14 protein-coding genes and 1 pseudogene are annotated in these 13,119 nt (G+C 54.7%); all 15 read right to left on the reverse strand.

Annotated elements, in window-relative coordinates:
- The coding region (locus HY768_03435; protein ID MBI4726272.1) for a transposase at nt 1-219 on the reverse strand (219 nt) is incomplete at its 3' end.
- Nucleotides 206-670, reverse strand: coding sequence for a transposase (locus HY768_03440; protein MBI4726273.1), 465 nt, complete (start codon nt 668-670; stop codon nt 206-208). The genes HY768_03435 and HY768_03440, both read right to left, overlap by 14 nt.
- Nucleotides 671-687: 17 nt before the next feature.
- The gene (locus HY768_03445; GenBank protein ID MBI4726274.1) at nt 688-1,302 is read right to left on the reverse strand and encodes a transposase; all 615 of its coding nucleotides are present in this window, start codon (nt 1,300-1,302) and stop codon (nt 688-690) included.
- Between the two features lie 76 nt (nt 1,303-1,378).
- On the reverse strand, nt 1,379-1,687 hold the full coding sequence (locus HY768_03450) for a hypothetical protein (GenBank protein ID MBI4726275.1): 309 nt from the start codon (nt 1,685-1,687) through the stop codon (nt 1,379-1,381).
- Between the two features lie 102 nt (nt 1,688-1,789).
- Nucleotides 1,790-1,906: pseudogene (locus HY768_03455) on the reverse strand (slipin family protein).
- Between the two features lie 17 nt (nt 1,907-1,923).
- The gene (locus tag HY768_03460) at nt 1,924-2,820 is read right to left on the reverse strand and encodes an SWIM zinc finger family protein (protein ID MBI4726276.1); all 897 of its coding nucleotides are present in this window, start codon (nt 2,818-2,820) and stop codon (nt 1,924-1,926) included.
- A 12-nt stretch (nt 2,821-2,832) separates the two neighbouring features.
- A complete protein-coding gene (locus HY768_03465; GenBank protein ID MBI4726277.1) occupies nt 2,833-3,495 on the reverse strand; it encodes a DUF2293 domain-containing protein in 663 nt (220 codons plus the stop codon).
- A 134-nt stretch (nt 3,496-3,629) separates the two neighbouring features.
- Entirely contained in the window at nt 3,630-3,767 is a 138-nt protein-coding gene (locus HY768_03470) for a hypothetical protein (protein MBI4726278.1), read from the reverse strand.
- Nucleotides 3,768-3,891: 124 nt separating this feature from the next.
- Nucleotides 3,892-4,710 carry a hypothetical protein gene (locus HY768_03475; GenBank protein MBI4726279.1) on the reverse strand — a complete coding sequence of 273 codons (819 nt, stop codon included), beginning with the start codon at nt 4,708-4,710 and terminating at the stop codon, nt 3,892-3,894.
- 156 nt (nt 4,711-4,866) lie between these two features.
- Nucleotides 4,867-5,988, reverse strand: coding sequence for a DUF1016 family protein (locus HY768_03480; protein ID MBI4726280.1), 1,122 nt, complete (start codon nt 5,986-5,988; stop codon nt 4,867-4,869).
- An 8-nt stretch (nt 5,989-5,996) separates the two neighbouring features.
- Nucleotides 5,997-9,098 carry a DEAD/DEAH box helicase gene (locus tag HY768_03485; protein MBI4726281.1) on the reverse strand — a complete coding sequence of 1,034 codons (3,102 nt, stop codon included), beginning with the start codon at nt 9,096-9,098 and terminating at the stop codon, nt 5,997-5,999.
- A 70-nt stretch (nt 9,099-9,168) separates the two neighbouring features.
- Nucleotides 9,169-9,930 carry a slipin family protein gene (locus tag HY768_03490; protein MBI4726282.1) on the reverse strand — a complete coding sequence of 254 codons (762 nt, stop codon included), beginning with the start codon at nt 9,928-9,930 and terminating at the stop codon, nt 9,169-9,171.
- A gap of 69 nt (nt 9,931-9,999) precedes the next feature.
- Entirely contained in the window at nt 10,000-10,371 is a 372-nt protein-coding gene (locus tag HY768_03495) for a four helix bundle protein (protein MBI4726283.1), read from the reverse strand.
- Nucleotides 10,372-10,532: 161 nt separating this feature from the next.
- Nucleotides 10,533-11,810, reverse strand: a complete 1,278-nt coding sequence (locus HY768_03500; protein MBI4726284.1) for a nodulation protein NfeD — start codon at nt 11,808-11,810, stop codon at nt 10,533-10,535.
- Nucleotides 11,811-11,928: 118 nt separating this feature from the next.
- Complete coding sequence (locus HY768_03505) at nt 11,929-12,702, reverse strand: AMP nucleosidase (protein MBI4726285.1); 774 nt, start codon at nt 12,700-12,702, stop codon at nt 11,929-11,931.
- Between the last annotated feature and the right edge of the window lie 417 nt (nt 12,703-13,119).

Consider the following 13,119-nt stretch of genomic DNA (forward strand, 5'->3'; position numbering starts at 1 on the left):
TGCTTTTGATATATACTCTGACGGAAGTTTTAGTATATTTCGGTTTTGCGATTTTACCAATCTAGCCGGCAAAACCAAAAACTCTTGGCGAATAGTTTGAGCGGTAGCATTTTTAAATCGAGGTGGCAGACAGAGCCGCTTAAACCAATTGAGAATGTTGTAGGAGAATGTCAACAAGGAGAAAAACGCCTGATTGGCCTGAAAGCTATTGGTCGGAATTCTTGGCCAAGGAAAAGCTCTGTTTCAATTCGCGGATATCCGTCTCGATAGCTGCCCGAGGACGATAAAAATACCAGACCTGTTCTGCCTGTAAAGGTAAGTTGGTGACAAACACTTGATATGAATAGCGTTCGTTATCGGCCACCGGTCTTCTGATAACAACAAAACGGTGCGGTGTTTTCCATCCCATGGGTTGATAGGTAAATTCTACCACAGCGGTAGTCGGTTTAAACAACCGATACCGAATACTACAGACCGTTCGTTTGATTGGTTTCGTCAGCTTGGCCACGACAGCATAGCCGACATGGGCTTCTTCGAGGGCTGCAATAAATTTATGATCGAAGAATCCCGAATCGGCCCGGGCTCGAATACGATAAATATGTTCTTCGAGGGCTGCAATAAATTTATGATCGAAGAATCCCGAATCGGCCCGGGCTCGAATACGATAAATATGGGAAGGTGCTTTGGCTAAACAATTTTTAAAAAATCAACGGACCCATACGAGATATATCGATCTCCCGAACGAAGAATCCCATGCCAATAATCGCGGGTATGAGCCTCGAAACACAGCAATGGGTGATAGGATCGGGCGCCTCGTTTGTGGGGATTATAGCCGACCTCGGCGCCTTCAATATATTTACCGTAAACTGTTATGATCGTAGAATCGAAATCAAAGATAATACTGGCGCTGGGTTTGGATAAGGAGAATACCTTTTGCCGAAAGCTGTCATGTACTGAATCAAGTTGATCATTGGTCGCTTTCGTGATAGATTTTATAAAACGCCGCAGGCTGCTGGCATAGGGATAGGATCTGAGGCCGATTATCTTTTGGAACGCCCCATTGCCCTGCAGTATCTTTGTTTTACTTAACCGTGGTATACCGACGATTAATGCGTAGATAATTGCCAGGATGAGTTCAGCTTGATTATAATCCCGTTGCCGGTGTGTCTGACGCACAGTTTTTTGCAAACTATGTTTGAGTTTTATTCTTTGGCAAAAGTGATGGATCAAGAATATCCCGCCAAAGTGCGTCAGATTGTGCTCTCCCAGCGATATGTGTAATTTTCGTATCCCTTTTGGCATATCTCACAATGTTACTTTTTAAGTAGGGTTGTGTGCAAGTCCTTTTACATCGCATTATATGCCAAGATGACTGTATTTACAAGTGTTTTACACGTAGCTTTGATTGAGCCTCTTTTTGCTTTTCATACTCCGATGTTGATTGTGTCTGACAGTAATAAGTTTTTATTTTCTGCCCATTGAGATAAACCGGGAATCCCCATAATAACGTGAAGGTCCCACGCTTCCCACTTTCGTATTCCAAGGCCCCAACTTCATACTTACCGGCCATAAAGTGGTCTTTTACAGTATATTTTGTTTCAATTTTTTCTGTTGTAGTAGCGCAGCCAGAAATTAATATGATCAACGTAAAACACGCTACCAATAACCTTGAACTAAATGTCTTCATTTTGTCACCAGAAATATTGTTTATGGTTTTTCCTGGGTATTGTAAAAAAGTGTAGATGATTGCATGAAGCGGCCATTGCTGGCCGCCGCCTCTGTTTTTCGCTTATGCCTTATTCTCGTTCCGGTCTATGATCTGGGTGAAATACTTCATGAACTCTAGCGGCAACGGGAAGATGATTGAGCTGTTTTTCTCCAGCGCGATCTCGGTCAGGGTTTGCAGGCAGAGCCGCCGAGCTGTCACCGGCGTTTCTTTGGACCGCCTTCGCCCAACGCCCGACGTTTCGCTGCCGTAGCGACCTCGTCGTACCAGCCGACTATCAAATCCGTCATATTTTGAGAGCCAACGGCGAACTGAGCCGGGCCCAGCATCCGGATAACGGCTGCCGGGGCCTCGGGTGGTTTCATATTGAAACCGATCCCGGATATCTTCGCATCCGCCTTCCAGAAATTTTCCAGGCATTTCTCCAATGACTTCAACGGTTCGTCCGGCGTTGCGGCGTCCGTGTTTGGCCGGGGCGCCAGGCCCTCGGCTGCTGCCGTCCGCCGTTTTCGCAGTTCCTCGATGATCCGACCCTTGTCCCGCCCCCGCAGGGCAAACAACACGAAAGGATCGCGATCAAACATCTCGCCCAGCACATAGTAGACCGCGGCCAGATGCTTGCAGGGATTGGCCCAGTCCGGGCAGTCGCATTCCGTGGCCAGGTCTTTCGGCGATTGCGGAAAAAGCGGGCACTTGGCAACGGCGAACGATTCCTCGATGTTCTGCGGCATTTCTCCGGCCAGCAGTTTGGCGGCAAACACGGCTTTTGAGGACATGGCCTCGATCGCCTTGTTCCACTGCCGGTCGGACAGAGGCTTCAGTCTTATCACTACGATGTAAGGCTGCCGGGCCGATCCCTGAACCAGGGCTTTGGCGGCGCCCGGCTCGATCCCGGCCTTGATCACCTGTCCGCTGCGGGCGTAGGAGCGGCCCCGGGCCAGGCGGGCACCCATGTTAAACGACTCCAGCACTCCAATCCAACGTTTGGACCACCAAGTGTCGCCTACCGCGCCCTTTTTGAAGCCGACCTTGATGCCGTCAGCCGGCCGCCGCCGCGTCGGTTTATAGTAATAAGAATCTCTCCAATATGACATGACGATTACCTCTTAAGTGATTAGAGCATCCTTCCACCGTTCCATTATCCCTGCAACCTTATCCGCGACCATTGACCGCGCCTCATGTCTGTCCCCGCAGAGCGAAAGCAGTTCATCGTAATTCGTCAGCGCATGGCGCACATGGGCGCGCACCGCCAGCTCGACAGCTTCCGGGCTTAAATCTTTGGCCGCCGCGCAGCGGCCGACCCGGCCGCTGTATTTTAGGCAGGCATGACCGGCGATTTCTTCTTCCCGACCGGCCGGGCAACCGGGAAATAATTCCCTGATCCGCGTCGCAAAACGCTGAATGTATTCCTTGTCGGTTTCCTCACGACGCTCCGCTTCCCGCAGTTTCCGCCGTTTGCGGACGTCGGCATCCTTCAGGCATTCCTCTTCGGCCTCGGCCAGAGCCTGTTCTTCGATCAATATTCCCTGCCGCTCGTACCGTTTCCGGGCCCGGCTCCATTTGAGCACCACGGCCGACAATTTGGAATATTTCCGGGAGCGGAGGGTGAGCGCGGCGTCGCCCGAGGGCAGGAACTCCAGATGATCCAAATCGGCGCAGGCTAAGCACAGCACCCCTTTGTCGCGGGCCAGGAAAATCCAGGCTTTGGAACCCAGGTTCTCCTTGCATTCATCGCAGGTCGATTCCCGCGAGGAGATGAAGACTTTCAGTTAATTAGTTTTTTGTGAGGGCATGGCAAATCCCTGCGTTAATGCCAAGTTGACAATTGTCCTTATAAAAAGGACAAAACAGTTTATATCTGTCCTTCTGTCAAGGGCAAAAAGGATGAAGCCGGCTGATATTCCTAACCAACGATATTACTCCCCCACCGCCCTGGGCTAAAGCTCGAAACCCGGCGCAGCTCCTCGGTGGACAGCTCGGTCAGCCACGATTCGCCGGCTCCGATCACGCTCTGGGCCAGCTTCTTCTTTTTCTCGATCATCTGGTCGATCCGATCTTATTGATTCCATTCACCTCATAGTTGCGGTAAAAATGTTTTTATTCAGTGTGTATTGCGAAACGAACTCACGTATTCAAGCAATAGTCCCTTTTCCCTTGTCCGAAGATTATGCCCACATTTCCCTGTCCAAAACCCTCTCCAGACGTCTTAAGGCATTGGAGACCTTTCGCGCCAGCCGCTGAATTTCCCTGTCATCCTTGGGTTGCAGCGCTGCCACCTCGGCCAGGATGGCGCTATTTCGTAAGACGCCGAATGCCGCGCCTTGAACCGCTGTGCCGCCGCGCAGTTTCCCGCAGCTTTTGACGATCTCGGACGCCGCCTCTATGCTGCCAGGTGCCAGTAGTTTTTGGGGCGACGGCAAGGGCTTGGGTTTGTGCTCCCCTTCCAACGAGGTTATTATCAGGCCATTCTGCTTGGCATGCAGATATTTTTCCTGCATATCCCCTCGAATGCCGGCTCCGAAAACGATGTTGTAGCTGTTGGAAAATCCGTCATAAACGATCTGCCCTTTAAACGGCAACAGCACGGCATCTATCAATATCGGCAGGGGACGTCCATAAAAGACATCCGGAAAAGGCGTGGTCAATGCCTTTACCCCGTATATTTGCTTGTTCCCAATGAAAATGGCGTGTTCTTTTAAGTAGCGGAAAATATAATACTTGTCAACGACAAAACCTTTCCATTTGCCGATTATCGACAACTCATTTTCGGACAGATTGTCCGGATTGGATTGCCGATAGGCGTCTATCAGCTCGGCATGTTCCCATAAGGCATTGCGCACCTGAACAAGTTGTTTATTCTCCAGCCGGCCAAAATCTTCCCAGGACGATGCCTCTGGAAAAAGCAGTTGTTGCCGATTAACATAGAATTGCAACCGGCGTATCAACCGAATGAATTGGGCCGCATCATCGTGAGATAACAACATATTCTTTCTCATTTTTCATGGTTGGAATTTATGTTACCTGTCATTATTCACTCACCCACCGCCTCGGCCGAAAGCTCGAACACCCGGCGCAGTTCCTCTGTTGATAGTTCGGTCAGCCACGATTCGCCGGCCCCGATCACGCTCTGGTAATGCCGGCTAACCGCCGTAGCCGATGTCTTTCATCTGCTCTTCGAGAAAACGCTCTATCTCGGCTTTCTTCGGCAGCTCGAGTTGGTACTTGGAGACGAAGAGCCGGTTGTCCATTCCGGCCAGCGCATATTCCACCAGCGCGTGTTCCTTCTGCGTGCATAGGAGAATGCCGACGGGTGGGCTGTCTCCAGCGCTCATCATGTTCTTCCGGTACCAGCTCACGTACGTATTGAGCTGTCCGAGATGCTCATGGCTGAATTCCTCAACCTTCAAATCTATCAGCACGTGGCACTTCAACACGCGGTGATAGAACACCAAGTCCACGTATCCCGGCTTCCTGCCGATGAGTATCCGCTTCTGGCGCGCCTCGAAACAGAAGCCTTGTCCGAGTACAAGGAGAAAATCGTGAAGTTTATCGAGCAGGGCATCCTCCAGATCCGATTCGGCCATGACTTCTTTTGATTTGATTCCGAGAAATTCGAACACGTACGGGTCCCGGATCGCCAGTTTCGGCTCGGCCGTCTCCGCCCCGGTGCGCACAAGTTCAGCAAGCTGCTTTTTGTCCTTAGAAAGTCCGGAGCGTTCGTAATAAAGGCTCCCGATCTGGCGCTTCAATTCCCGCACCGACCAGTTGCCGCGGATGCACTCGATTTCATAGAAAGCGCGCTTGAGACCGTTTTCAATGCCGACCAACAGCTCTAGATGGCTATATGAAAGAGCACCGACAAGCTTTCCCGGTGGCAGGGCCAATTGTGCGGACACTGTCCGCACTTTTTGGGTTTTATCAATCGCTGCAGGAAGCAAATGATGCGATTGTGCGGGCACTGTCCGCACAATCGAAGGGTAAGCTCGATAGAAGGAAAGGTAGTTATAGAGTTGGCGGCGGCCAGTATTGCTGATGCTCTCTTTTCGCAATTCCTTCGATAGCTCATCCAACAGATTCTTGCCGTAACGAGCCCGGCCGGAACCATGTAGCTCATATTCGGCTATGTACAATCCCATCATCCAATTGCGCAAGGTCAGACTGAGATTGACTGCTTTCCCGGCCTGGGCAGCCAAGTGATGGTCAATTTCGCGAAGAGCGGAAACCAATCCGCGGAAATCGAATGTGCGGATCTTCCGCGCCATACCCCTCCTCACTCCCCCACCGCTTCGGCCGAAAGCTCGAACACCCGGCGCAGCTCCTCGGTGGATAGCTCGGTCAGCCACGATTCGCCGGCTCCGATCACGCTCTGGGCCAGCTTCTTCTTTTTTTCGATCATCTGGTCGATCCGCTCCTCCATGGTGCCGGCGCAGACGTACTTGTACACCTGGACGTTTCTGGTCTGGCCGATGCGGTAGGCCCGGTCGGTGGCCTGGTCCTCGACGGCCGGGTTCCACCAGCGGTCGAAGTGGAACACCTGCGAAGCCGCGGTCAAATTAAGGCCGACGCCGCCGGCCTTCAGCGACAGGATGAATATCGGCGGCCCGCCGGCGGGATCCTGAAACCGCGCCACCATTTCGTCCCGCGCCTTTTGACCGACGCCGCCGTGCAGAAACAGCGCCTCGCGGCCGAACCTTTCCTGTAAATGGGGACGCAGGATGTCGCCCATCTCGGTGAACTGGGTGAACACCAGGGCCCGTTCCCCGTTTTCCAGGGTTTCCTCCAGCATCTCGGTCAGACGCTCCAATTTACCGGAGCGGCCGCCGGCCTTGCTGTTGTCCTTCATGAAGTGGGCCGGATGATTGCAAACCTGCTTCAGCTTCATCATCGCCGACAGCACCTGTCCGTGGCGCTCGATGCCCTCGGCCTGCTCGATCTTGGCCATCATGTCCTTGACCACGGCGGCATAGAGCGTGGCCTGCTCCTTGGTGAGATTGCAGAACACCTTGATCTCCTGCTTCTCCGGCAGGTCCTTGATGATGGTCTTGTCGGTCTTCAGGCGCCGCAGCAAAAAGGGCTGCACCAGGGTTTTCAGCCGCCCGGCCTTCTTCTGGTCCCCGAACTTCTCAACCGGCACGGCGTAGTTTTTGCGAAAATCTTCGGCTCCGCCCAGATATCCGGCATTGAGAAAATTCATGATCGACCAGAGCTCGGTCAACCGGTTTTCCACCGGCGTTCCGGTTAATGCCAGGCGGCGGCCTGCCGGCAGGGCCCGCACCGCCTGGGTTTGCTTGGCGGCCGGATTTTTGATATTCTGCGCCTCATCCAGCACCACCCGGCGCCAGTTGACCCGGCCCAAATGCTCGCGGTCGCGGCGGGCCAGGCCATAGGTGCTGATGACGACGTCGCCAGCCGTCGCCGCCTTTTTGAATTTTTTTCCGGCCTGGCGGTCCGCGCCGTGATGCACCAAGCAGGAGAGTGTTGGCGCGAATTTCGCGATTTCCCGCTGCCAGTTGCCCACTACCGACATCGGTGCCAAAATCAAGGTCGGCCCGATTTTTTCCTTAACATTAACATTTTCACGCTCTTGCAGCAGCAGGGCGATCAACTGTATGGTTTTTCCCAGACCCATGTCGTCGGCCAGGCACCCGCCCAAGCCGAACCGGTCCAGAAACGACAGCCACCCCAGTCCGTTCAACTGATAGGGCCGCAGTTCGCCGACAAATTCTTTGGGCTGTTTGCCCGGCCGGTGAGCCACATCCGCCGACGGATCAAGCAGGTCGGCGATCCATCCCTCGGCCTCGATGCCGGTGACCGGAAGGCCGGCGATGTCCCGGCCGTCCCCGGCGCCCAGGCGCAGCAGCTGTCCCAGGGTCAACTGGCCGGCCGGCTGGTTCTGCAGCGCCTTCAAAGCTTTCTGAATGTCATCCGGACGCACTTCCACCCATTGGCCGCGCACCTGCACCAGAGGCACCTTCAACGACGCCAGCCGCCGGAATTCGTCGAACGAAATCAAATGCTCGCCCAAAGCGATTTTCCAATCGAACTCGACTATGCTCTCCAGTCCGAACAGGCCGGAGCCTTCCTTTTTCTCAAACGGCCGCACCGCCAGCTTGATCCCCAATTGCCCGGACGGATTGCGCCACCAGGGCGGGGCCATCACGCCGAAACCGGCCTGTTCCAGCAACGGCGCGCCTTCGATTAAAAAGCGGTGGGCCTCGCCCGTCGTCAGCCGGTCTCCCACCGGGCAGGCGGACTCCAGCGCCCTTTCCAATGGCGGAAACAGGCGCGAGGCCTTTCCCAGCTCGGCCAGCAGCAGCTCCTGGGGATTGTTCACCCTCCGCTTGAGAACGATGGCGGCATTGGATTGGGTCTGCCAGACTGCCGCCGCCTCGATCATCAGGCTGTGGTCCTCCCTGGCCCGCAGGTGAAAGCCCAGATTCCAGCCGTCCGACGTTTCTGGATCTTCCGGCGGGATTAGCCGGAAGCAGGCGTGGAATGCCTTGTCGTCCCGGCTGCGCAGCGGTTCGGTCCAGCCGTTGAAATCGCGCCGGAACGCCTGTAAATACTGTTCCTGCTGCTTGATCGTCGGATCCGGGGAAGTTAGGGCCGTCAGCCATTGCTGGTAAATCGTTCCGGCGGTTTTTCGGTGCTTGGCGATTTTTTTGACCTCGCCGGATAAACGATCCCGCACAAAGGCGTCTACCGCAGAGTCAATGAATTCGCGCAACAGCTGCTCCGGAGCCGCGTCAGTTGCGGCCCGGCACACCGGCGGACAAGACGCCGACAGCTGGGACATCCGCCCCAGGGCGTCATCGTCCGGCAGCGCCCGCCACACGGCCCTTCCGGCGCCGCGCTCGATGACGAAATCCGGAACAAAGCGCTGCCGCACCAGCAGTTCCATGGCCATGGCTCCGGCCCGCATCCAGTATCTCAGGGAATCGCCGCCGAGAAAACCGGAGGGAAATTCCGCCGGCAGGGAGGTCAGTGCGTCCAGCGCCTCAAGGCCCGTGAAAACAAGAGAGGGAACGGTCCATTCTGCCAGATCCAGATGCGGTTTTTGGTCCGAAACCCCTGGGCCGGATTGTCCCAGCAGCGGAGTGCTGGGCAAAGGTCTGGCCTCGGCCGTCGGCAGGCGGAGCGTCAGGGTTGCGGCGGTCGGCCGGAACATGCCGAAGTCGGAGGAAACGGACGGCAGCGCCTCCCGGATGGCGCCGGCATCGGCTGCGAAGGGGTGGATAGGGCCCGTCTTTTTCCCGGCTTTGGCTACCGGCTTCGCCGCCTTTCGCCGTTTCTTCCCTGGCGTCTCCGGTGCGCCCGTCTCGGCCCACAGGTGGAGCGTGCGATCGGTCCAAATGGCGTGAAGAATAATCATGTTTACGCCCAATTATCGATTTGACTATGGAAGCGGCGGCCATTGCTGGCCGCCGCTTTCCGTTGTCCGGTTAGGCTTTCTTCTCGCCCTTATCCAGGATCTGGGTGAACAGCTTCATGAACTCGATCGGCAGCGGGAAGACGATGGTGGAATTCTTCTCCACCGCGATCTCGGTCAAAGTCTGCAAATAGCGCAGCTGGATGGAGACCGGCTCGGCCGCCATCACTTGGGCCGCGTCCCTCAGTTTGGCCGAGGCCTGGAACTCGCCGTCGGCGTGGATCACCTTGGCCCGGCGCTCGCGCTCGGCTTCGGCCTGCTTGGCCATGGCCCGGCGCATGCCCTCGGGCAGGTCAATGTCCTTGACCTCCACCGCTGACACTTTGATGCCCCAGGGGTCGGTGCGCTCGTCGATCACCTTCTGCAAGGTCTGGTTGATCTTCTCCCGGTTGGAGAGCAGTTCGTCCAGTTCGTGCTCGCCCAAAATGGAGCGCAGGGTGGTCTGGCCCATCTGGCTGGTGGCGTACATGTAATCCTCCACCGCGATGATGGCCTTGCCCGGCTCGAATACCTGGAAGTACATCACGGCGTTGACCTTCACCGAGACGTTGTCCCGGGTGATCACTTCCTGGGCCGGCACGTCCAGGGCGATGGTGCGCAGGGTTACCTTGACCATCTTCTCGAACAGCGGGATCAGGACGATCAGCCCCGGGCCGCGGGTGCCCACGTAGCGCCCCAGCCGGAAGACCACGCCCCGTTCGTATTCCCGCAGGATCTTGAAAGTGTTGAGCAGGATGAACAGAATGAAGATGATCAGAACAATGGTACCAGTCATGGCTTTTTCCTCCTTTAAGTTGAGTTGAAATTTACTAAGCGTAAAGCGGATAGCGTCAAGCGTTAAGCATTACGGAGCAATTTCCTTCAGGCCAACGATCATTTTCCATAACATTCGGCCAACTTCCTGCGAAAGGGCATATAGCGTATCAAAGTCGTCAGTCTTGAGATATCCAATGTCTTTGGCTAACATTAATTGGGTTTGGAATTCAGCCAGCGATCCGTTTGCGGTATAAAGAAATTGAATATATTCTTTTCTGTTTTTCCGTCCATAACCTTCCGCAATGTTTGAAGGAATTGAAACCGAGCACCTTCTGATCTGCGAGGTTAAACCATAATTCTCATTGGCTGGAAAAGATTTGGTGATCTGGTATAACTCTACACACAATTTGTAAGACTTTTGCCAGACTATCAGATCGGCAAAGCTTTTTGTTGGTTGCATACAATCCTTATTCTATGCTCAAATACTAATCAGAGCGGATAATAGTAGACTTTTTTCCACCGAAACACGCTAAATACGCTAATTATATTGGATTTAAAAGAAACCGGAATGTCTACTAATATACGCTCCCATTAGTAACGCTATTCGCTCTACGCTGACCGCTATCCGCTTATGGTGACTTTCAGGGTCATGCCTTTAACTTCCATCACCTTAATCTTAGTCCCCTCGGCTATCTCGGTCTCCGACCAGGCGCTCCAGTGGGTCCCGGCCACGAACACCCTGCCTCCGTCCTTGTTCACCTTGGTGCGGGCATCGCCCTCCTGGCCCAGCAGCCCCTTGTCGCCAGACACCGGCCTGGTCCTAAGTGTTCGTATGGACAGCCAGACCCCGATGATGAAGAAGGCTGCGGTTACCACGACTACCGGGATGATCACCTGCAGCGAGGCCCGCATGGCCGGGTCCGGCGCGTTGAACAGCATTACCGATCCTATGAACATGGCGATTATTCCTCCTGTGGTTAAGACTCCGTGGGTGGCGGCCTTGACGTCCACGATGAACAATACGATGGAAAGAAGTATCAGCAGCAGGCCGGCGTAATTTACCGAAAGGGTCTGAAAGGCGAAGAAGGCCAGGATCAGCGAGATGGCGCCCACCACACCAGGCAATATGGCCCCAGGATTGGAGAACTCAAAATAAAGCCCCAGCAGCCCCAGCATGAAAAAGACGTAGGCGATGTTGGGATTGGAGATCACCGCCAGAAACTTGTCCCGCCAGTTCATCTCCACCGTGATTGCCCGCGCCGACATTGTGCTTAAGGTTAAAGTATCCTGATCTATTATCACCAGCCGGCCGTCCAATGAATCCAGCAGGGCGGAGGTGTTGGGCGCGATCAGGTCAATAACCCTCCGTTTTAGGGCCTCGGTCTCGGAGAGCGAGACGCTGTGCCGGACGGCCGAGTCGGCCCAGGCGATGTTGCGGCCGCGTTTTTCGGCGATGGAGCGGATGTAGGCCGCAGCGTCGTTGGTCACTTTACCCGACATAGCGCTGTCCATTGGTCCGCCGGCGCCGATGGATACCGGATGGGCCGCCCCGATGCTGGTGCCCGGGGCCATGGCCGCCACGTGAGAGGCCATGGTGATGAAGGCCCCGGCCGAGGCCGCCCGGGAACCCTGGGGTGCCACGAAGACCACCACCGGGACCTCGGAGGCCATGATGACCTTGATCACCTGGCGCATGGACTGGTCCAGCCCGCCGGGGGTGTCCATCTCGACGATCAGGCATTCGGCCTTTTCGACCTGAGCCCGCTCTATGGCCTGGACCATAAAACGGGCCGAGGCAGGGCTGACGGCGTCCTCCACCCGGGCCACCAGGACCTCCGAAGCTTCAGTCATCCCGCTAACTAAAATTATCGAAAGAACAAGCAATAATAATTTCTTCATGATATCCTCCTATCGGGAATACCGAATATTGAATATTGAAGACAGAATGCAAACTAAAATCTGAAATCACAAAATTATTCAATATTCCAAATTCAGTCTTCAGTTCTGGTCTCGAGTGTCAGTACTGAAAGTGCCTGATCTTTTCGCCCATCTGGCCGATCTCGGTCATGCTCTCGATGCCGATGTCCAGGTGCAGCTTGCTGAACTTTTTGGTGACCTCCCGGTCGCTCTTCTCGGTCTTGATGCCGTGGGGCACCATGGGAATGTCCGAGACCATCAGCAGGGCTCCCCGGGCGATCTGGTTGGCGTGGCCCACTATGAACAGGGTGGCAGTCTCTATATCTATGCCGATGGCCGTCAGCTTTTTCAGATAGGCCCGGAACGACTCGTCCCATTCCCAGACCCGGCGGTTGGTGGTGTAGATCACCCCAGTGCGGTAATCCAGCCTGCGTTCCTTCAGTTTTTCCGAGACGAACTTGTGCAGTTTGAAAGAGGGCAGGGCCGGCACTTCCGGCGGCAGGTAATCGTTGCTGGTGCCCTCGCCCCTGATGGCCCCGATGGGCAGGATAAAGTGCCCCAGCTCGGTGGATCTTTTGAGCCCCCCGCACTTGCCCAGGAACAGCACTCCCTTGGGATGCCGGGCCACCAGCAGGTCCATGATGGCGGCCACGTTGGGGCTGCCCATCCCGATGTTGATCATGGACAGTCCCTTGTTGTTGGTGGCGGCCTGCATGGGCCGGCCGTGTCCCTTGATCTCACAGTTGAAGCACTCGGCGAACCTTTCCAGGTAGTCGTCGAAATTCGTCAGCAGGATGTAGTCGCCGAAACCGTCGATCTCCATCCCGGTGTAGCGGGGCAGCCAGTTGCGGGCGATGTCCAATTTTGTCTTCATAGTATCCTTATTTCTTTTTGCCACAGAGCGATGCACTGAGTTTACCGAAGCGACGCAGAGATGCAGAGGTTTATTCTGCTTTCGTTTTTGTAATTTGATTAATTTTTAATACCCCGCCCGCTTGCGGCGGGGTTACCGAATCCGAATGACGAATAAAGAGGAGTTCGGGCAGACATCTCATTGAGTCTACAAAAACAGACTATTGCTTTTTGAATGGTAACGTTCGAGGGAAAACGGGGTAGATACTCCGTCCGCTTGCGGCGGGGTTATTCATTTTATATAGTTTTCGCTGAAAAACTAACCGTTGAAAACAAGCCATAGGATGGCCAATTAATACACCATCCCCGGTATGTATTTTTCACTTTTCTTTCATGTTTTTTATCCCATCGCCCTCATCAATATGCTGGTTTTCTTCAA

The sequence above is a fragment of the candidate division TA06 bacterium genome (genome assembly GCA_016208585.1).
Lineage (GTDB): Bacteria > Edwardsbacteria > AC1 > AC1 > EtOH8 > UBA5202.

Coding starts and splice junctions, on each gene's coding strand:
- HY768_03500 (MBI4726284.1), bottom strand. CDS start 11,810: ATGAAGAAATTATTATTGCTTGTTCTTTCGATAATTTTAGTTAGCGGG.
- HY768_03460 (MBI4726276.1), bottom strand. CDS start 2,820: ATGTCATATTGGAGAGATTCTTATTACTATAAACCGACGCGGCGGCGG.
- HY768_03505 (MBI4726285.1), bottom strand. CDS start 12,702: ATGAAGACAAAATTGGACATCGCCCGCAACTGGCTGCCCCGCTACACC.
- HY768_03490 (MBI4726282.1), bottom strand. CDS start 9,930: ATGACTGGTACCATTGTTCTGATCATCTTCATTCTGTTCATCCTGCTC.
- HY768_03480 (MBI4726280.1), bottom strand. CDS start 5,988: ATGGCGCGGAAGATCCGCACATTCGATTTCCGCGGATTGGTTTCCGCT.
- HY768_03495 (MBI4726283.1), bottom strand. CDS start 10,371: ATGCAACCAACAAAAAGCTTTGCCGATCTGATAGTCTGGCAAAAGTCT.
- HY768_03475 (MBI4726279.1), bottom strand. CDS start 4,710: ATGTTGTTATCTCACGATGATGCGGCCCAATTCATTCGGTTGATACGC.
- HY768_03470 (MBI4726278.1), bottom strand. CDS start 3,767: ATGATCGAGAAAAAGAAGAAGCTGGCCCAGAGCGTGATCGGAGCCGGC.
- HY768_03485 (MBI4726281.1), bottom strand. CDS start 9,098: ATGATTATTCTTCACGCCATTTGGACCGATCGCACGCTCCACCTGTGG.
- HY768_03445 (MBI4726274.1), bottom strand. CDS start 1,302: ATGCCAAAAGGGATACGAAAATTACACATATCGCTGGGAGAGCACAAT.
- HY768_03450 (MBI4726275.1), bottom strand. CDS start 1,687: ATGAAGACATTTAGTTCAAGGTTATTGGTAGCGTGTTTTACGTTGATC.